General features: G+C 64.8%; 22 protein-coding genes. 8 read left to right on the top strand and 14 right to left on the bottom strand.

Annotation, left to right across the window (positions count from 1 at the left end; all coding sequences use genetic code 11):
• Positions 1 to 58 precede the first annotated feature (58 nt).
• The 5 genes from BLT08_RS11115 to BLT08_RS11095 form a co-directional block, all read right to left on the bottom strand.
• Positions 59 to 1,150 carry an Mrp/NBP35 family ATP-binding protein gene (locus BLT08_RS11115; RefSeq protein WP_090306533.1) on the bottom strand — a complete coding sequence of 364 codons (1,092 nt, stop codon included), beginning with the start codon at positions 1,148 to 1,150 and terminating at the stop codon, positions 59 to 61.
• Positions 1,151 to 1,354: 204 nt separating this feature from the next.
• A complete protein-coding gene (locus tag BLT08_RS11110; protein WP_090306530.1) occupies positions 1,355 to 1,642 on the bottom strand; it encodes a hypothetical protein in 288 nt (95 codons plus the stop codon).
• Positions 1,643 to 1,841: 199 nt separating this feature from the next.
• On the bottom strand, positions 1,842 to 2,177 hold the full coding sequence (locus BLT08_RS11105; protein ID WP_090306525.1) for a hypothetical protein: 336 nt from the start codon (positions 2,175 to 2,177) through the stop codon (positions 1,842 to 1,844).
• Positions 2,174 to 3,541 carry an NrfD/PsrC family molybdoenzyme membrane anchor subunit gene (nrfD, locus tag BLT08_RS11100; protein ID WP_090306522.1) on the bottom strand — a complete coding sequence of 456 codons (1,368 nt, stop codon included), beginning with the start codon at positions 3,539 to 3,541 and terminating at the stop codon, positions 2,174 to 2,176. The genes BLT08_RS11105 and nrfD overlap by 4 nt, the downstream gene beginning before the upstream one ends.
• A gap of 2 nt (positions 3,542 to 3,543) precedes the next feature.
• Complete coding sequence (locus BLT08_RS11095; protein WP_090306518.1) at positions 3,544 to 5,364, bottom strand: 4Fe-4S ferredoxin N-terminal domain-containing protein; 1,821 nt, start codon at positions 5,362 to 5,364, stop codon at positions 3,544 to 3,546.
• A 434-nt stretch (positions 5,365 to 5,798) separates the two neighbouring features.
• Here BLT08_RS11095 and BLT08_RS11090 point away from each other — a divergent pair, with 434 nt between their 5' ends.
• Positions 5,799 to 6,125 (top strand): cupin domain-containing protein, encoded by a 327-nt coding sequence (locus BLT08_RS11090; protein WP_090306513.1) that lies wholly within the window; start codon positions 5,799 to 5,801, stop codon positions 6,123 to 6,125.
• On the opposite strand, the gene BLT08_RS11085 is transcribed toward BLT08_RS11090, so the two are convergent.
• On the bottom strand, positions 6,126 to 6,800 hold the full coding sequence (locus BLT08_RS11085; protein WP_090306510.1) for a helix-turn-helix domain-containing protein: 675 nt from the start codon (positions 6,798 to 6,800) through the stop codon (positions 6,126 to 6,128).
• Positions 6,801 to 6,935: 135 nt separating this feature from the next.
• Here BLT08_RS11085 and BLT08_RS11080 point away from each other — a divergent pair, with 135 nt between their 5' ends.
• The 3 genes from BLT08_RS11080 (at position 6,936) to BLT08_RS11070 (ending at position 7,872) form a co-directional block, all read left to right on the top strand.
• Positions 6,936 to 7,166 (top strand): DUF2249 domain-containing protein, encoded by a 231-nt coding sequence (locus BLT08_RS11080; RefSeq protein WP_090307679.1) that lies wholly within the window; start codon positions 6,936 to 6,938, stop codon positions 7,164 to 7,166.
• Between the two features lie 96 nt (positions 7,167 to 7,262).
• Positions 7,263 to 7,496 (top strand): DUF2249 domain-containing protein, encoded by a 234-nt coding sequence (locus BLT08_RS11075; protein WP_090306506.1) that lies wholly within the window; start codon positions 7,263 to 7,265, stop codon positions 7,494 to 7,496.
• Positions 7,497 to 7,608: 112 nt separating this feature from the next.
• Positions 7,609 to 7,872, top strand: coding sequence for a DUF2249 domain-containing protein (locus BLT08_RS11070; protein WP_090306503.1), 264 nt, complete (start codon positions 7,609 to 7,611; stop codon positions 7,870 to 7,872).
• A gap of 29 nt (positions 7,873 to 7,901) precedes the next feature.
• Here BLT08_RS11070 and BLT08_RS11065 read toward each other — a convergent pair whose 3' ends face one another.
• Positions 7,902 to 8,816 (bottom strand): alpha/beta fold hydrolase, encoded by a 915-nt coding sequence (locus tag BLT08_RS11065; protein ID WP_090306498.1) that lies wholly within the window; start codon positions 8,814 to 8,816, stop codon positions 7,902 to 7,904.
• A gap of 244 nt (positions 8,817 to 9,060) precedes the next feature.
• On the opposite strand from BLT08_RS11065, the gene nirK reads away from it, so the two are divergent.
• Entirely contained in the window at positions 9,061 to 10,140 is a 1,080-nt protein-coding gene (gene nirK / locus BLT08_RS11060) for a copper-containing nitrite reductase (protein ID WP_090306493.1), read from the top strand.
• Positions 10,141 to 10,219: 79 nt separating this feature from the next.
• On the opposite strand, the gene BLT08_RS23600 is transcribed toward nirK, so the two are convergent.
• Entirely contained in the window at positions 10,220 to 10,345 is a 126-nt protein-coding gene (locus tag BLT08_RS23600) for a hypothetical protein (RefSeq protein ID WP_281245264.1), read from the bottom strand.
• 142 nt (positions 10,346 to 10,487) lie between these two features.
• Positions 10,488 to 11,465, bottom strand: coding sequence for a transcription initiation factor IIB (locus tag BLT08_RS11055; protein WP_090306489.1), 978 nt, complete (start codon positions 11,463 to 11,465; stop codon positions 10,488 to 10,490).
• Positions 11,466 to 11,729: 264 nt separating this feature from the next.
• On the opposite strand from BLT08_RS11055, the gene gatC reads away from it, so the two are divergent.
• The 3 genes from gatC (at position 11,730) to BLT08_RS11040 (ending at position 13,791) form a co-directional block, all read left to right on the top strand.
• On the top strand, positions 11,730 to 12,005 hold the full coding sequence (gene gatC / locus BLT08_RS11050) for an Asp-tRNA(Asn)/Glu-tRNA(Gln) amidotransferase subunit GatC (protein WP_090306486.1): 276 nt from the start codon (positions 11,730 to 11,732) through the stop codon (positions 12,003 to 12,005).
• A 2-nt stretch (positions 12,006 to 12,007) separates the two neighbouring features.
• Entirely contained in the window at positions 12,008 to 13,282 is a 1,275-nt protein-coding gene (gatA, locus tag BLT08_RS11045; RefSeq protein WP_090306483.1) for an Asp-tRNA(Asn)/Glu-tRNA(Gln) amidotransferase subunit GatA, read from the top strand.
• Between the two features lie 95 nt (positions 13,283 to 13,377).
• Entirely contained in the window at positions 13,378 to 13,791 is a 414-nt protein-coding gene (locus BLT08_RS11040; RefSeq protein WP_090306479.1) for a DUF8048 family protein, read from the top strand.
• A 136-nt stretch (positions 13,792 to 13,927) separates the two neighbouring features.
• Here BLT08_RS11040 and BLT08_RS11035 read toward each other — a convergent pair whose 3' ends face one another.
• The 5 genes from BLT08_RS11035 to BLT08_RS11015 form a co-directional block, all read right to left on the bottom strand.
• The gene (locus BLT08_RS11035; protein WP_090307676.1) at positions 13,928 to 14,278 is read right to left on the bottom strand and encodes a helix-turn-helix transcriptional regulator; all 351 of its coding nucleotides are present in this window, start codon (positions 14,276 to 14,278) and stop codon (positions 13,928 to 13,930) included.
• A gap of 72 nt (positions 14,279 to 14,350) precedes the next feature.
• Entirely contained in the window at positions 14,351 to 15,148 is a 798-nt protein-coding gene (locus tag BLT08_RS11030; RefSeq protein WP_090306475.1) for an NRDE family protein, read from the bottom strand.
• Between the two features lie 146 nt (positions 15,149 to 15,294).
• Positions 15,295 to 16,875 (bottom strand): class I adenylate-forming enzyme family protein, encoded by a 1,581-nt coding sequence (locus tag BLT08_RS11025; protein ID WP_090306471.1) that lies wholly within the window; start codon positions 16,873 to 16,875, stop codon positions 15,295 to 15,297.
• A complete protein-coding gene (locus BLT08_RS11020; protein WP_090306467.1) occupies positions 16,872 to 17,966 on the bottom strand; it encodes a mandelate racemase/muconate lactonizing enzyme family protein in 1,095 nt (364 codons plus the stop codon). The genes BLT08_RS11025 and BLT08_RS11020 overlap by 4 nt, the downstream gene beginning before the upstream one ends.
• The gene (locus tag BLT08_RS11015; protein WP_090306460.1) at positions 17,963 to 18,904 is read right to left on the bottom strand and encodes a 1,4-dihydroxy-2-naphthoate polyprenyltransferase; all 942 of its coding nucleotides are present in this window, start codon (positions 18,902 to 18,904) and stop codon (positions 17,963 to 17,965) included. Before BLT08_RS11015 ends, BLT08_RS11020 begins: the two co-directional genes overlap by 4 nt.
• Positions 18,905 to 19,028: the final 124 nt, after the last annotated feature.

Genomic DNA, 19,028 nt, shown 5'->3' with positions numbered 1-19,028 from the left:
TACCCTCGCTCGAGACGCTCGATTCACCGTGCCGCTCAAACCGATACGATAGGAGCCGTTAGTCCTCGAGTTCGGTCGGGAGCTGGTTCGTCGGGCCGCCCTCGACGTTGTCGGCGACCGTGCGGCGGTTGGTCTCGCCGATGCGGTCGGCGACCTCCGCGACGAGGTCTTCGACGGTCTCCTGGACCTCGCTCTCGTCGTCCTTGACGATCGCTCCCTCGCTGCCCTCCGCGCCGAAGTCGGGGTGGATCGGAATCTGGCCGAGCAGCGGGACGTCGTACTTGTCGACGATCGTCTTCGCCCCTTCGGTGCCGAACAGGCCGTGCTGGTCGCCACAGGAGGGGCAAATGAACGAACTCATGTTCTCGACAACGCCCAGTACTGGCGTGTCGTGTTTGTTGAACATCTGAATCCCCTTGCGAGTGTCGTCGAGCGCCATCTCCTGGGGCGTCGTGACGACGACTGCACCGGTCACCGGCATCGACTGCAGGAGGTTCAGCGTCGCGTCGCCGGTGCCCGGCGGGAGGTCGACGATGAGGTAGTCCAGCCGTCCCCACTCGACGCCCTCTAAGAACTTCAGCATGAACTTGTTGACCATCGGGCCGCGCAGGATCGCCGGATCGTCCTCCTGTTCCGTCATCATTCCCATGCTGATGACCCGAACGCCGTCCGAACGAGGCGGGACGATATCCTCGCTCGGCGTCACGCCCGGTTCGCTCTCGACCGGCAGGATGCGCGGGATGTTCGGCCCGTGAATGTCGGCGTCGAGCAGGCCGACCATCGCCCCGCGCTTCTCGAGACCCGACGCGATGTTCGCGGCGACCGTCGTCTTGCCGACTCCACCCTTCCCGGAGGCGACGGCGATGACGTTTCGAACCCGCGGCAGCACCTCGTCGTCGAAGCCGTGTTCTTCGCCGACGTGTGCGCGCAGGTCCGCCTGGAGGCCCGCCTCGTCGCAGACTTCGCGAATTCGGTTGCCCAGTTCCATCTCGGAAGGCGCGTACGGGGCGTTGAACGCGAGGTCGATCCGGGCGGTCTCGTTCTCGATTCGTACGTCGTTGACCAGGCCGAGCGAAACGATGTCCTCGCCGATATCCGGATCCTCGATCCCCTCGAGTTTGATCTGGAGTTCGTGTTCTGTAATGCTCATAATACGTCGTATGCGTTATCCGAGCATAAGGGAGCCGAACGGGATACGTGTGATGGTTCGGCGTTCGAACCCGCCGGTGACCACCGGTTCGCGATGTCGAACTCGAACTCGAGGCCGGCCCTCATACTGTCTGCTGTAAGTCGTCTCCGGTGGAGCCGTGACCCGTCCGACGGTCCCACCGGAAAATCGGTACAGGAAACCGTATCAGGAGAGGCTGGGCGCCTGCCCGTAGAAGATGATGCCGATCAAGACCGTCATGATGAGCATCGAGACCCACATGCTGGTCGCGATGCCGACGAGATAAGTGACGCCGAGCAGTCCGGTCTTCGTATCGCGCGGCTCGCCGGCGAACCATGCGATGACCATGACGTAGACCGGGAGCAGGACGATCCCGAAGATGATGTAGGTTCCCTCGTTCGGAAACCCGGTCCACCCCTCGTTCGCCTCGTAGCCGTGATAGAGGACCGCCGACAGAATGTCAACGAGTGTCATAGGCATGTTTGATCAGCCGTTGGGGTCGTGGTTTCCCCTGACTGTGCATGGGCCTCATGACGGCGGGCCGTGATCACCGTCGCGAGCAGCGAGGACGCTCGAGAGTGAGACCACGAAGAGTTGCCTCTCGGCGAGTAGCGCTGCCAATCAGCAAAAACGTCGAGCCGAGAGAATGCGGAGATCGGGTCGATCGATCGGGTTAGAACAGGAACCCGAAAATCGGAATGTCGCCGGTGGGGCCGGGGGAGCCGAGGGGCTCCGGCAGGCCGCCGTAGAACACGAAGCCGATGATGACGGTCAGGATGAACATCCCGATCCACATCTGTGCCGTGATGGCGACGAGATAGGAGACGCCGAGCATCCCGGTCTTCGTGTCGCGGGGTTCGCCGGCGAACCAGGAGACGACCATGACGTAGATCGGCACCAGGATAACCCCGAAGATCAGGTAGGTCCCGATGTTGGGGAATCCGGTGAGACCGTCGGTTCCGCTGTAGCCGTGGTAGAGCGGTTCGGCGAGTGCGGCGATGGTACTCATGCTTTCACCTCCGGTTCGGTTGCCGTTTCATCCGTCTCTTCGTGTCCGTGCCCGTGATCGCCGCGAAGGTGTTCGACCGCGTGGAGTTCGACGACCGGAACGACCTTCGAGACGACGAGGAAGATCAGCGTTACCATGCCGATCGTTCCGAGCAGCGAGAGCAGTTCGATGGCGCTCGGGAAGTACGCCCCGGGCGTCGCCGCGTAGATCTCGAACTCGGGGTGCAGGAATCCTTCGACGACGAAGATCAGCTTTTCGATGAGCGTCGCGAACAACACCGCAAACGAGGCGACGAGCGCTCGTCCCTTCGTGAACAGCGACGGTCGGATCGTCTGTGCGAAGATGTAGACGAGCGTCGCGAAGACGAGCACCATCGCGGTGATGTAGATCGGGTGCGTGATCGTCGCTTCCTGTGCGACCGCCGTGCTCACCGGTGCAGCGAACAGTCCGACGACGTTCTGCTGGAGCTGCAGCCAGAGGAACAGCAGACAGAAGAAGCCGAGCCACAGGAGCAGCCCGCGGAAGACGTCGTCCGTCATGATGTGGTCCCAGTCGTAGGCGCGACGGAACGCGTAGGCGACGATGATGACGCCGCTGATGGCCGAGGTCAGCGCGATCGTCAGGAACTGTGGTCCCTGCACCGCGCTGAACCAGGCCGGCATGCCGGGGAGCACCGCGAACAGCCACGGAATCACACCGCCGTGAAGCAGGAGCGGGGCCATGATGATGATCGCGAGCGCGAGCCACCAGACCATCCGCTCGACGACCTCGTCCTCGTCCTCGGTGTAGCCGAGGGTCAAGACGTCGTAGACGGGCGAGAAGTAGCCCGGCAGATCGTCGCGGAGACGCGTGATGTCGTACCGAAGCGTCAGTGCGAGGTAGGTCGCCGTCAGCACGAAGTAGGCCGTGATGACGGTAACGTCCCACACCAGCGGCGAGTTGTTCACCGTGATGTGGTAGTGGCCCAGCACGCTCGTGACCATCCGGTCCGGACGGCCCATGTGGACCAGAATGTAGAAGCCGGCCGCGGAGAGGCCAGCGATCGTCAGCAGTTCGGCGAGGCGGGCGACCGGCATGTAGCGATCCATGCCGAGCAGTCGGACCGCCGCGGAGAGGATGATCCCGCCGTGAGCGATCCCGACCCACCAGATGAACGCGCCGATGTACAGCCCCCAGGTCACACCGCCACCGCTCCCCCAGTCGGAGAGTCCGGTGACGGCCATCCCTTCGGCCAGCTGGTACATCCAGCCGACGAGGAATGCGCCAAACGCCAGGGTACAGAGCCCGAACAGGATGAAGTACTGTTTCGAGACGTTGTTGACCGGGCGGAGGATGTCGGCCTCGGTCGGTGATTTCGTGCTCATCGTTACCACCCTCCGAGGTTCAGTCCCGTGTCACCGACGGTCTTCTCGTCGAGCACGTCTTTTCGGTTATCGACGAGCTCTACGCGTTCGCCGTCCGCTCGCTGGTAGGAGATGTTTTCGTAGTCGACACCCGTACCGGTCGGCTCACGCTGTTCGGCGTTCGGACCGGGCTCGTTGCCGAGGTAGATGACGTTCGGGTTGGTTCCCATATCCTCGAGCAGTCGGAAGTTCGACGACGGTACGCCGGCGAACGCCTCGAGGAGGTTCTGTGCGGCCTCGACGTCCGGGCCGTCGAACTCGTCTTCGTCCTCCTCTTCGTCGTCTTCGTCGTCCTCCTCCTCATCCTCGTCGTCTTGGATGAACGAGTCGGTTTCGGCTTCCTCTTCGTCGTCACCGTTCTCGTCGTCGCCGTTCTCTTCCTCTTCGTCGTCGCCGTTCTCGTCCTCATCGCCGAGCCCATCTTCCTCGGGGTCGGGCGCGTCGGCGAGGCCGAGTTCCGAGAGCACCTCTTCGCTCTCGAGATCGAGTCCGTGGTCCGAAAGCACCTCGAGGGTGCTCATAACGTCTTGCTCGTAATCGGCGATGGTGCCGTCGCCGGCGCCCATCTCGGACTCGGCGGTGATCTCGGTCGCGAGCAACAGACCGAGGGTGTCCTCGTCCAGATCGGTCGCCTCGAGGACGGATTCGAGGTCGTCGTCCTCGCCGTCGAGGTCCTCCTCGAGGGATTCGGCGAACTCTTCGCCGACGGAGAGCAGCGACAGCGTGCGACCGCGGCTCGGGTTCGACGCGTAGACCTGCGGATCGCTGGTCTCGTCGTGCATGTTCCCGAAGTTGATCGCGTCCGGCGGACAGGCTTCCTGACACGCCGTCGTACCGACTCTGTCGTCGCCCGACAGGCCGTCCTGTCGGGTCGGACACATCGTACACTTGCTCATCGTGCCACGCGGGGCGCGACTGTCGACCCAGCGCTCGCGTTCGTCGACCATGTGGTCGCCGTCCATGCCCATATCGTCGGCCTGTTCGGCGATCTCGTCGGTCGTGATGTCCGGTTCGTCCCACTGGAAGTAGTTGACGCCGTACGGACAGGCGACCTGACAGTATCGGCAGCCGATACAGACGTCGTAGTCGGTCAGGACGAGCCCGTCCGAATCCCGGGTGTGGCGGGCCGTCGTCGGACAGACCTTCTCGCAGGGTGCGTCGGTACAGTGTTGGCACGGTCGAACGAGCCGGTTGCGGCTCGTCTCGGGGGTGCCCGCTCTGGGTTCGTCGTACTCGAGGACGTACATCCAGTTGACACCCTGGTCGAGGTTGTTCTCCTCGGCGCAGGCTTCGACACAAGAGAGACAGCCGTCACATCGCTCGAGGTCGATGGCCATCCCCCACTGGAAATCGCCGTCTCCCTCGTCGTTGTCACCCTCCTGAGAAATACCGAGACTGGGCTGGCTGTCGTCGACGGTGCCCCACGCACCGAGACCGACGGCAGCTGCACCGACGCCCATCTTCTTCATGACGTCGCGGCGACTTTCCTCGCCGTCGCCGTCGAAGGCCGAAAGCATTCGGCCCATGGCGCCGCTCGACTCCTCCTGAGCCTGATCGTAGGCGGCTTCGGTCGGGCGGTCGTCGACGCCGAACTCGTCCATCACGTCGTCGTGATACTTCTCGTGGAATTCGGCTTCCGAGAGTTCGCCTTTGGTGACCCGCATCGCGTCCTGGGCCATCTGCATACCGAGATCAGAATCGTACTCGGTCTCGTCGAGCATCCCCTCTAGTTCAGTTTCCCACTCTTGACCGAGCGGGTGGAAAGATTCGTCGTCCGTGCTCATTCCGATCGAACACCTCTGGACGAGAATCCGCTCGATGCGAAGTAATTACACGCCGACACGCAATTGAATACGGTCATCTGTGGATCCTCTGTACCGCACTCATAACTAGATAACGTTCAAGTGTTGAGCCGATTTCCACGACGTGAGAATTGACGCGAATATGTTCGCCCATATTTAAGAGAGGATAATAGCTACTACCTGTACTGTCAGGTACGGAAGATCGGTTGAGATACACGCGGTCCAGAAACAGAACAGTTGCAATAGAGACAACAACTGAGTAGGTTTCTGAACGTTTGCCTCGGTACATATATCAGTCAAATGTTAACTATCGAACCCCACGTCCGCAACTGGCTGTGCGCACGATGTCGAGTGAACGGCGGCGACCGAACCGGTTCGGCTCAGTACCTACGCCCGGGGAGCGCTGAGACTTGAGTATGACCGATTCCGATCAACCGCCGACGCCGACGGAGCGACGCCGTCTCGAGGCGCTCGAGGAAACGCCACACGCACACCTGTTCGACGGCGAACCGCAGACCATTCGACTCGCGCTCGCAGACGGCGAACGGATTCCGACGCATCGACACCCCGACCGCGAAATCGTCCTCCACGTCCTCGAGGGCCACCTCACGATGTCACTCGGCGACGACGAGTACGACGTTCACGAAGGCGGCGTCGTTCGATTCGACGGGGCACAGGATATCTCTCCGAAAGCACAGGCGGACACGACGGCACTGCTCGTGTTGGCGCGGCGGACCGACTGATCAATCGCTCGCGAGCGGGTCCTCGACCGGCTCCTTGGTATCGACGCCCGGCAGATCCTCGACGAACCGTTTGATGATCGCCTCCTCGGCCCGGTGAAGCGTCTCGCTGCAGGTCGACTTCGCGATGTCGAGATGCTCCGCGAGCTCCGTCAGCGAACTGCGTCGAGGCGTGTCGTAGTAGCCCTCGTCGACGGCGGCGACGACGACCTCGAGCTGTCGGTCCGAGAGCAACTGGCTCTCGTGGAGTCGCTCGCGGACGTGTTCGATCCGGTACTGGAGCCCGAAGTGCTCGAGCTGTTCGGCCAGTTCGGCGAGCCGACTCCGCGAGCCGGTCACTTCGACCGTCGCCTCGCCGTCGACGATCTCGACGGGGAGTTCGATCGGCATGCCGGAGTCTCGCGACGAGAAGAGCAACAGCGGGGCGGTCGTCTCGAAGTGAACGGTCACCTCGTTCTCGCTCCACTGGGCGAGCGAGAGTTCGGTGATCTGGGGGTGGTCGCGCATCTCCTCGACGATATCGGCGACCTCCGGGCCGGCGATCCGAACGAGGGCGAAGCCCGTCTCGGAGCCGGGGACCGCGGCCAGCACTCGAAAGCTCGCCGCCGGATACGCCGTCGAGAGCTGTTGAATCCAGACCTGTTCGGGCATCGTGATTGTGAGTGTCGCCTGAGCCATAGGAACGTGTTCCGTGTAGCACTATGTACCCGTGCCGTCGAATATAGTCGCGACCGTTCCCAGCCCGTGGGAATGCCGACGCGTTCGAACACGTTCGCCCGAATCTCCACGCTCGTCCGCACGGAACATCGACGTATGCCATCCGAACACACTGCCACCGAGACGACGCTCGACGTCCGCGAGATCGACGGCCCGCCGTTCGACGACATCGTGGCTGCACTCGAGTCGCTCCCGGCCGACGAACGACTGCGACTGATCGCGACGTTCGAACCGAAGCCGCTGTACGAGGTCCTCGAGGCCCGCGGGTTCGCCCACGAGAGCGAACAGCGCGACGACGTCTGGCACGTCCGCATCGAACACGCGTAGAAGGGCCACGAGGGCGAGTGGCCCCCGCCCGAGCGTTCGAAGAGCGAACACGTTCGGACGAATACCCTTGCGGCCGCGCGATCCAGATCCAGTTGCATGACACGACTCGACGTCAGGGAGATCCCACCGGTGAACCGTCACCCGAAAATCCACGATGCGTTCGACGACCTCGAGCCAGGCGAGACGCTGACCATCGTCAACGACCACGAGCCCAAGCCGTTGTTTTACGAGTTCCAGGCCGAGGTCGACGCGTTCGACGCCGACGGCTACGAGGTCGAACGCGTCGGTCCCGAGGAGTTCGTCGCCCGGTTCCCGAAAGCGACCGCCTGACACCACGACCGAGGTACCACGACACACCACCCACACCCCTGTTCTCACTTCTTCTGTGCGACCGAACACGTACGGGACGAAACCGAGGTGGCGTCGTCGCGAAGCACCGCGTATGCAGACCTACGACGCCGTCGTCGAACGAACCGATGCGCCGAGCGACCGACCACGGGAGATCCTCGACGTGCGCTCGCTCGGCCCGCCCGGACCGCTCGCGAAGACCCTCGAGACGCTGACCGACCGTTCCGACGATATCGTCCTGGTCCAGCGGAACGATCGGGTTCCGCAGTTTCTCTACCCGAAACTCGAGGACCGCGGCTACGCTTACGAAACCGTCGAACGCGCGGACGAGATCGTGACGATCATTTGGCGGGAGTGAGCCCCGGCGGGCCGGTCAGGGCCGTCAGTTCACGGATCGTCCGCGAACGACTCGAGCAGCAGGTCGGTCAGCCGCTCCGGTCGTTCGTGCTGGACCCAGTGGCTCGTCTCGGAGAGGAGTTCGAGCCGGCTGCGGTCGCAGTACTGGTCGGCGTCGATCGCCAGTTCGGTCGTCAGCGCGACGTCGTCCGTGCCCCAGACGATCAGCGTCGGAACGTCGACTCGTTCTCGGGGAAACGTGGGCGGGTATCGAGCGGCCGCCCGGTACCAGTTGTGCATCGCCGTGAGCGCCCCGTCCTGTCCCCAGGCGCGACGGTATCGGGCGAGGTCGTCGTCGGTGAAGGTACCCGGCGCGGCCATCTCCCGGAGCGCTCGCTCGAGCAGCGCGAAGTTCCCAGCACGGGAGGCGAGTTCGGGGAGCCACGGTAGCTGGAAGGTAAACGCGTACCAGCTCCGGCGCAGCTGCTCCGGGTTCGAGAGCAGGTGGTGGCGGTAGACGACCGGATGGGGCGCGTTGATGATCGCGAGACGGTCGAGGACGCCAGGATGTCGGAGCGCGAGGTCCCAGGCCACCGCACCGCCCCAGTCGTGGCCGACGACGCGAGCGCTATCGCGACCCTCGCTCGCGATCAGCTCGACGACGTCCCGCGAACACTCCCTGGTGCGGTACGGACGCACGCCATCGGGCTTCTCGCTCAGGTTGTAGCCGCGCTGATCGGGGACGAGCACGCGATAACCGGCGTCGACGAGCGGCTCGATCTGGTGGCGCCAGCCGTACCAGAACTCCGGAAAGCCGTGCAGGAGAACGACCAGCGGATCCCCTTCGTCGCCGGCCGCGACGACGTGTAACTCGATCCCGTTGACGGTTCGGACGGTCGATTCCGCCTCGAGCGACGACGGGAGTTCCGCGGCCGTCTCGAGGCGCTCGGACGTGCACACAGCCATACGTACGCTGGCCACGCGGTGCGTGAAATCCGTTGGGGGCTGAGACGCGACGAACGGCGGCTGGTTCTCGAGCGTCGAATCGCCGTTTCGCAGACTGGAGTCGCGTTCGGTCCGTACCGGGGCTGATCCGAACCGCCGGTAACGACCTTCTTTAGCCGAATATATTCGCCAATTTATTATAGAGTGGGAATTACCGCTGCGGGTGTATGGTGGGATGTCGTACTGATAACCGAGGAGAAAACTAATGACTACCGCTACCGCAGCCCCGACCCGGCGAACAGTACTCCAAGCACTCGGCGCAACCGGTGCGGTAGCACTGGCCGGTTGCCTCGCCGAGAACGACCCGAACCCAGCGGCGGCCGACGAGGGCGGACTCGAGGCGGCGAAGGCCGTCGACATCGACCGCATCGCGGCCGATCCAGCCGACCTTCCACCCCCCGTCGACTGGGACGAGCCACGGACGCACGAGATCACGCTCGAGAGTATCGAGGTCACGGCGGAAGTCGAACCCGGCGTCACGATCGACTTCATGACCTACGAAGGCCAGATCCCGGGCCCGATGTACCGAGTTCGTGAGGGTGACACGGTCGAACTCACCTTCAAAGTGCCCGGCGAGCACAACGACGCGATGCACAACGTCGACTCCCACGCGGTCTACGGTCCCGGCGGCGGCGCCGTCGCGACGACGCTCGGGCCCGGAGACGACACCGCCCGCGTCCGCTTCAAGGCGATGTATCCCGGCGTGCACATCTACCACTGTGCGGTCCCGGCGATGGACCAACACATCAGCCTGGGCATGTTCGGCGCGATCCTCGTCGAACCCGAAGACGGCCTCCCCGAAGTCGACCGGGAGTTCTACTTCGGCCAGCACGAACTCTACACCACGGGTGACACCGGCGAGGACGGACACCACGAGTTCGACTTCGACGCGGCCGCCGACGAGGACCCGACCTACGTCCTCCTCAACGGCGAGGTGGGCGCGATCACCGAAGACGGACACGGTCCGGTCATCGCGGAAGTCGGTGAGACGGTTCGGGTGTACTTCGCCAACGGCGGACCGAACCTCACCAGCGCGCTTCACCCCATCGGCAACGTCTGGAGCCGCTACTACCGCGACGGCGACCTCCTGAGCGAACCCGGCAGGAACGTCGAAACGTCGCCGGTCGCACCCGGGACCGTCACCGCGGGCGAAATGGAACTCCACGTGCCCGGCCCGATCAAGATCGTCGACCACGCCCTCTCGCGGGTGACCCAGAGGGGAATGATCGGCGTCATCGACGTCCAGGGCGAACCGAATCCCGAGATCTACGACGACGACCTGTGAGAGTCGATTCCGCCGACTCTCGTTCCTTTTTCAGTTGTGATCGACCGACGGACGCCGCTTGCGTCCGGTCGTATACTCGTTACGTCCAGACGCGCAGACACTCGTTCGAACAGAAGTGCAGATCGATCTGCTCGCCAGGGCTATCCGAAACGTGAGTCGTCAGGGTGTAGGCGACCTGCTCCGACGGACAGTTGTCACAGCTCATACCCGAATCGTATCGGTGTGGGATATTCACTATGAAGAGACTATAATCGATTCGAAACGGTTAGTGGAGAAATAACTGGCGTCAACCTGTCGTTGACGGGTGCCGAAATCGCCGTCGAGAACGCGGCTGAAGTGGGTTTCGATCAGGCCGGTGCGCCCTCTTCGGCCTCGAGCAACTCGTGGTACCGATTGCGGATGGTGACCTCGGAGATGCTCGCGACCTCGCTGACGTCGTTCTGGGTGACCTTCTCGTTCGTCAGGAGCGCCGCGGCGTAGACGGCGGCGGCGGCGAGACCGACCGGCGACTTGCCGCTGTGGAGCCCTTGCTCTTTGGCCGTCGAGAGGAGGCTCCGTGCGCGCCGTTCGGTCTCGTCCGAGAGGTCGAGGTCGCTCGCGAAGCGCGGCACGTACTGCTCGGGATCGGCGGGTTTGACCTCGAGACCGAGTTCCCGAACGACGTAGCGGTAGGTGCGTGCCACTTCGTCCTTCTCGACGCGGGAAACGGCTGAGATCTCGTCGAGGCTGCGCGGGGTGCCGGCCTGCCGTGCGGAGGCGTACAGCGAGGCCGTCGCGACGCCCTCGATCGAGCGACCCGGGAGGAGATCCTCCTCGAGGGCGCGCCGATAGATCACGCTGGCGGTCTCGCGGACGTTTTCGGGCAGGCCGAGCGCGCTGGCCATGCGGTCGATCTCGCCCAACGCCTGCTTGAGATTGCGCTCCTTGGAGTCGCGGGTGCGGAAGCGCTCGTTCCAGGTGCGAAGCCGCTGCATTTTCTGGCGCTGGCGACTCGAGAGCGACCGACCGTAGGCGTCTTTGTCCTGCCAGCCGATGTTGGTCGACAGCCCCTGGTCGTGCATCATGTTCGTCGTGGGCGCGCCGACACGGGACTTTTCGTCCTTCTCGCCGGCGTCGAAGGCGCGCCACTCGGGACCGCGGTCGATCTCGCCTTCGTCGACGACGAGCCCGCAGTCCTCACAGACCGTTTCCGCGTGCTCGGTGTCGGAAATGAGGCGACCGCTGCACTCGGGACACTCCTCCCGCTCGACTGATCGTTCTGGTGACTCCTCGGACTCCTGCTGACGTCGCTCACCGCTCCGTGTTTGGATGGTGGTGTCTGACATTGTGTTGGAAATCGATCACAACGCTCGCTGGAAAACGTGTTATCGTAAGATACACCGACGGACTGACGACGCTTAAATTCTTCGATCGTGTCGTGAGATGAATGCTAGACTATCGTGTGAGACTGTCGGACGTGTCTGTCGCCCCCGACAGCGGGTTGCCGGCGCGCGTGTCCGATACCGAGAGCGTACGGGGGAGTTCGGCTATCGAGACCGAACGGTGTGCGTATCGAAACCCTTACTCCCCGCTGGCCAGTGCGTGCACCCATGAGCGACGCCGTCAGTGCCGAGGAGGTCCGCCACGTCGCGGAGCTGGCTCGCGTCGACCTCGCGGACGACGAGGTCGACCAGTTCACGCGACAGTTCGCGGACATCCTCGAGTACTTCGAGACGCTGGACGAGGTGCCCGAGGTCGACCGCGAGGCCGACCTGACGAACGTGATGCGACCGGACGAGGAGCGCGACTCCCTCGACCGCGAGGCGGCACTCGAGAACGCATCCGAGACCGAGGACGGCTACTTCAAGGGGCCGAACGTTTCCTGATCATGAGCGACGATATTTTCATCACCGAGGAGACGATCCACGGCGACGACGACGGACCCCTCGCCGGGACGACCGTCGCCGTCAAAGACAACATCTCGACCGAGGGCGTCCGGACGACCTGCGGGTCGAAGATGCTAGCCGAATACGTCCCGCCGTACGATGCGACGGTCGTGAGCCGGTTGAAAGAGGCGGGTGCAACCATCGTCGGTAAGGCGAACATGGACGAGTTCGGAATGGGGTCGACGACCGAGACCTCCCACTTCGGCTCGACCGAGAACCCCGCCGCACCCGGCCACGTCCCCGGCGGCTCCTCGGGTGGTTCGGCCGCCGCCGTCGCCGCGGGTGAAGCCGACGTCGCACTCGGCTCCGACACGGGTGGCTCGATCCGCTGTCCCGCCGCGTTCTGCGGCGTCGTCGGCATCAAACCCACCTACGGGCTGGTCTCGCGGTACGGACTGGTCGCCTACGGCAACAGCCTCGAGCAGATCGGTCCCTTCGGCGAGACCGTCGAGGACGCCGCAGCGCTGCTCGACGTGATTTCGGGACACGACGAGCGGGACGCGACCACACACGAGGTGCCCATCGAGGACGACGCGAGCTACGCCGACGCCGCCACCGGCGACGTCGACGGGCTCTCCATCGGCGTTCCGACGGAACTGCTCGAGGGGGCCGACGAGGGCGTCGTCGAGACGTTCTGGGGCGCCATCGCCGACCTCGAGGACCGCGGCGCGGAGTCCCACGAGGTCTCGCTGCCTTCGGTCGAACACGCCGTCGAAGCCTACTACGTGATCGCGATGTCCGAAGCGTCCTCGAACCTCGCTCGGTTCGACGGCGTTCGCTACGGACACTCGAGCGACGCCGAGGGCAACTGGAACGAGCGCTTCGCCCAGACTCGCAAGGAAGGGTTCGGCGACGAGGTCAAACGCCGCATCCTACTCGGGACGTACGCCCTCTCGGCGGGCTACCACGACAAGTACTACAAGAAGGCCCAGGACGCTCGGGCCTGGGTCAAGCAGGACTTCGACGAGGCGCTTTCGGAAGCCGACGTGCTCGCGTCGCCGACGATGCCCGTCCCGCCGTTCGAACTGGGCGAGAGCCTCGACGACCCCCTGCAGATGTACCTGGCCGACGCGAACACCGTTCCCGTGAACCTCGCCGATCTGCCCGCGATTTCGGTGCCGGCCGGCGAAACCGACGGGCTCCCCGTCGGCCTGCAGCTGGTCGGTCCGGCCTTCGGCGAGGAGCGCCTAATTCGGGCCGCAAGTGCGCTGGCCTGACTCGAGCGCGGCTCACTCGCTGAATTGAAAGATAGGTTTTTATACTATTTTTGCTAACAGTACCCATACCGAACCGGTCGCTCGGTGATCGTCCAATGAAGATTACGCAAGAACACGAGGTCGAATTCGACGAGTTCTCCCGCGCGTGTGATCTCGTCGAGGAGTATTTCGGCGACTCCATCGACGACGTCGCGCTCCACGCGCCGGTCTCGCGTCGCCAGCTCGTCGCCGTGCTCGCGCGGGCACAGCTCTCGGGCCGCCAGCTCGCGATCGACGGCCTGACGGAGAAGGGCGACGTCGTCTACCAGTCGAACGACGAGACGTTGCTCTGGCTCGACGGCGGATTCTGGACGGATATGCGCGGTCGTCACCACCTGGGGGCAGACGAGGGCCGTGCCGCACGCGAGGTCCACAGGCGCCTCATCGAGGCGATCGACGGCGACGTTTCCTACTACAACCGCGAGCGCGACCCGTTCGTGCTCATCGAGCGATTCGATCCGTACGACTGACAGCGGTTTTTTGTCACGGTGAATCGGCTGGAGGGCGTGGAAATCGTCGCCGCCAGCGTGAGCAGGACACTCGATTCACTCGTCGCTCACCCAAAATAGCTTCAAGAAGCGAAATCCGACGCCGATCGGGTCCGAGCTATTCCTCGTAGGCGAGGTTCATGATCCACTGCGAGAAGGCGTCGCTGTTGGGATCGACCTCCTCCTCGCCGATAAACGGCGACAACATGTCGCCGGCCATCAGCAGGGTGAAGTCGAGGTCTCGAGCGGTCGGTGAGATGTGGTAAGTGTTGTGTCCGTCGTAAACCGTTTCCTCTCGATCGACCAGTTCCTTCTCGACGAGGGACTCGACGATTCGACTGCCCTTGCGCGAGGAGACGTCCAGCTCCTTCCAGAAGTCGCTCTGGTGGATTCCGCCGGTTTCGCGGACGAGTTCGAGACCGGCGCGCTCGTCCTCGGAGAGTTCGGCTTCGATTGTGGAAACGCTCACGGTGACCACCACTCCGTGCTCGTCGCTCGGGACTGAAGTGCGTCCATGTACGTATGAGATAGAGCGAGGCGCTTAAATGTGCCCTTCGGCGTCGCACTCGCCGTCGATGCCGACAGTCTCCGCGCTGCCGGCGGCCTCGAGGACGACCGGTTCGAACGGCGTTCGACAGGGTGGGCCCGAAGCGAACGCGTGCCGCGTCGGGCCGGCGCCGATCGCGATCAGCGACGAGGACCGCGTGCCGTACCCGTTCCCGTGAACGCAGACGCCGTACTCGTGATCGCCGAGCACCCCGGCGGCGCGCTCGAGCCAGTCCGCGGCCGACTCGTCGTTCGGAGACGACAGCGCCTTGCGGACCGCTCGGGCGTTGGCGGCCTGCTCGCGGGCCGCGTCGGGGCGAACGGCCGGGATGTCGACCGTCTCGTCGACGGCGACGTTGACCACGACGTGGACGCCGGGATCGAACGCCGTGTACGAGAGCGTCCCGTCCCACCGGTAGCAACAGGCGCTCGAGGCGTCGGCGAGCACGAGGTAGAATCCGTCGTACTCGTCGGTTCGAACGGCGTCTTCGACGATCGACTCCGCCTCAGTCGCGGTTTCGGCCTCGAGCACGTCGGCAACGAGGAGTCCGCGCGATCGCTCGGCGGCGAGGTCCGCGTCGGTCCACCGGTTCGTGATGCCGACGAAGACCCCGTGTTCGTTGTATCCGATCCAGGTGCCGCCGGCTTCGACGTCCTGCGGGGCGACGATCGACGGCTCCTCGCGATAGAGATCCGGAGGGAGAGAATCCCGGTCGATCGACTCGTCCCTGTTCGCGGCGACGGCGACCGGCGCGTCGTCGAAGACCTGCCAGGCGAGGGTGAGTGTACACACGCTCTCTACTAGCAGCGCGACCGTCTTAACTCCGGTTCTGACGGCTACAGTCGCCGTTATAGTAACAACTGAAACGATTTACACACTGATCGCAACGCAGTCCAGCGATCAGGTGTGCATTGACTTTCAGTGGCTACTATAGCCGATCAGGACAGCTCCGAGACGTCCGTCCCAGACTCGAGCAACCGATCCCGGACCGCCTCACGATCGACCGTCCCCGACGCCGTCCGCGGGAGCGAGTCGGCGACCCTGATCGTCTTCGGTCGTTTGAACCCGGCGAGGCGCGTCTCGCAGTGCTCGAGCAGCGACTCGAGGTCGATCGTCCTCGGATCGGCTGACTCACCACCGGCGTCTGCGGGCACGACGAGCGCCGCCACGCGCTCGCCCCACTCGGGGTCCTCGAGGCCGACGACGGCGGCGTCCTCGACGGACGAATGCGACCGCAACGCTTCGATCACCGCGCCGGGATCGACGTTTTCGCCCCCGGTGACGATCCGGTCGCTTCGCCGGTTGAGCACCCACAGTCGGCCGTTTACGTCCCTATAGCCGATATCGCCGGTGTGCAACCCGTACTCGCCGAACGCCGCTTCCGTCTGCGCCTCGGTGAGATAGCCCGGCGTCACCGTCGGTCCGGAGACGACCAGTTCGCCGGTCTCGCCGGCCGGAACCCGCTCGCCGGCGTCGTCGACGACCGTTACGTCCGTACAGACGAGGGGCTGGCCGACCGTTCCCTCGTGGGTCGCAGTCTCCCCCGGAGTGGCCGTCGCGATCTGAGAGGCCGTCTCGGTCATCCCGTAGGTCGGGTAGACGGGCACGTCGGCCGCCCGACAGCGCTCGAGAAACTCGCTCGTCGCCGGCGCGCCGCCGAGCAGAACGAATCGCAACGAATCCGCCGGATTCCAGCCGGCGTCGAGCAGCCGTTTGCACATCGTGGGGACGAGCGAGACGCCCGTAATATCGAACTCCCCCATCACGCGAGCGGTTTTCTCGGGATCGAACGCCCGCTGGATCACGACGGGTGTGCCGTACAGCATCGAGCGGACGACCGGGGCCAGCCCGCCCATGTGGTACATCGGCAGACAGCAGAGCCACCGATCGGCGGGCGTGACGCCGAGGCGGAACGCCGACGCGGTCGCGCTCGCGACGAGGTTGCCGACCGTCAGTCGAACGCCCTTCGGGGTGCCAGAGGTCCCCGACGTGAACATGAGCAGGTGGGTCCGGTCGCGCTCGAGCGGAACTGGTGTCGCGTTCGCATCGGCCGCCGACTCGAGCGAGGAGAGCGAACGAACGCCGTCGCGGCCGGACTCGTCGACGGAGAGGATCGGGCAGTCCGCGACCTCGAGCGCCAACGCCTCCGTCCCCGACTCGCAGACGATCGCGTCGAGATCGGTCCGATTTGCTTTCGACTCGAGTTCGGTGACCGTCTCGCGGACGTTCAGCGGCACGACCGTCACCCCGCGGCGCATCGCGGCGAGGTAGACCTCGGCGAACGCGACTCGCGTCTCCATCAGCACGCCGAGTCGTCGCTCGGTATCGGCCGTCCCACTCTCGGGATCGGAGAGAACCGTCTCGAGCCGTTTCGCGACGACGCCGACCCGCTGGTCGAACTCCCCGAACGTCCACGACTCGTCCGCATCGGCGTCGATTACGGCCGTCGCGTCCGGCGTCGTCGAGGCGCGGTGGGACAGCAGGTCCCGCGTCGGCCACTCGACCGGGGAGCCGGTCACTCCTGCCACACCCCCTCGACGCCGAGTCCCTTCGCCTGCGGGACGACGGCCGAGCCCTTCTCGAGGAGGACGGGATCTCGCCCGAGATCCTCGGCCAGCAACTCCGCCGTAGCCACGCCGCAGGCCGGCACGTCCGGAATTGACGCCGCGAGGTGAACTGCACCGGTCCTCGCGACGACGGCATCGATCGTCGTCGTCACGATGGGGGTAACCTCGAGCATTCCAACCCAGGCCGCGACTTTCCGGGCGACGTCGACGCCGCCGAGCGCCATCGGCTTGAGCACGAGCACGTCGGCCGCCTCCGCGTCGCAGATCGCGTCGACGCCGTGCTCGAGCAGCCCTTCGTCCAGCGCGATCGCGACGCCGTCGTCGCCCGTCCGTCGCCTGAGATCGGCGTGGCCCTCGAGCGCCCCCGCCGGCAGCGGTTGCTCGAGAATCGCGACGTCGAGGTCGGCGAACGCCTCGAGCGCGGTCGTCGCCTCGTCGTAGGTCCAGGCCTCGTTCGCGTCGGCCCGCAGTTCGACGTCCGGACCGACGGCCTCGCGCGTGCGTCTCACGCGCTCGATGTCCGTTTCGAGGTCCCTGCGACCGACCTTCAGCTTACAGCAATTGAACCCGCGGCCGACGGCAGCGGCCGCCTCGCTCGCGGTTTCGGTCGGCGAACCGTCGCCGACGGTCGCGTTCACCGGCACCCGGCCGACCATCGGCCCCTTGCCGATGTACCGGTACAGCGGGGTCGACTCGCGGGTCGCTTGCAGATCCGTGAGCGCGAGCGTGATGGCGTGGCGAGCCGCGACCTGGTCTTCGACCGCCTCGAGGGCGGCGTCGGGAGTGGTTCCGATCGCCTCGCTGGCCCGTTCGAGGGCGGCCTCGCAGTCCGCGCGGGACTCCGTCCAGCCGGGAAGCGGCGTCGCCTCGCCGTAGCCGACCACCGGGTCGCCGTCGTCGGGCGTCGTGTCTAGAATGCGAACGAGAAAACCGTCCCGTGTTTCGATCGTCCCGTCGGCCGTCTCGAGCGGGCTGGAAAGCGACAGCGAGAACGGCCGGTACTCGAGTTCGAGGTCTCGAGCGTAATCGCAGTCGTTGCTCACAGCACCACCCCCGCGGCGAACAGAGCCGCGTAGATCGCCAGCAGTTTCCCGGTGCCCTCGAGCGCCGGATTGAGCGCCTCGCCGTCGGTTCGCGTACAGACGGTTCGGGCGATCACGGCCGCGTAGGGCAGCGTGACCAGCGGGAGCAACACGCCGGGACCGAAGCCCTCGCCGAGCCAGAGCCAGACGGGCGTGACGTAGCCGAGCCCGATCATGACCACGTACTCGGCGCGACTCCACCGGTAGCCGAGCCGAACCGCGAGCGTGCGCTTGCCCGTCTCCGCGTCGGTCTCGAGATCCCGAACGTTGTTCACCACCAGAATCGCCGTCGAAATCCCGGCGACCGGAAGACTCGCGAGGAACGCCTCGCGGGTTACCGTTCCGTCCGGAATTCCCACGGCGAGCGGTTCCGCGAGCGTCGCCGCGGCCTGGACGTAGAACGTGCCCATCACGGCGACGATACCGAAGAAGACGAAGACGAACAGATCCCCGAGACCGTGGTAGCCGAGCGGGTAGGGACCGCCGGTGTACGCCCAGCCGCAGAAGACGCTCACCAGTCCAACGACGAGGATCGGGACGCCGCCAATATAGACGAGATACGTTCCGGTGACGATCGCCAGCGCGAACGTGACGATCGTCGCCAGTTTGACCCGTTCGGGTTCGATGATTCCCGCCTGCGTAACCCGCGTAAAGCCCTCTCGGTCGTCCGTGTCGGCACCCTTGATCGCGTCGTAGTAATCGTTCGCGAAATTGGTGCCGACCTGGATCAGTGCCGCCCCGACGAACGCCATCACCGCCGGCAACAGGGCGAACACGCCCTCGTGGATCGCGAGTCCCGTGGCGACGATTATCGGCGCCGCCGCCGCGGGCAAGGTCTGGGGGCGTGCAGCCATCAGCCACGCCTTCGTCCGTGAAATGTCGACCTCCGCCGTACTCATTGCTCGAGAGTCCGACTCGCGGGAGTGTCAACGTTGGCATTGCAGCCGACCAACTCGATCCGGTCAGAGTCGCGACGTTCGATCCAATAGGCGTAGCTGGCGGAATTCCGACGCTCGAGAGCAG

The organism is Natronorubrum texcoconense, assembly GCF_900100335.1.
GTDB lineage: Archaea > Halobacteriota > Halobacteria > Halobacteriales > Natrialbaceae > Natronorubrum > Natronorubrum texcoconense.
Note: the sequence above shows the minus strand (reverse complement) of the source record. Positions and strands in the feature narration are given on the sequence as shown.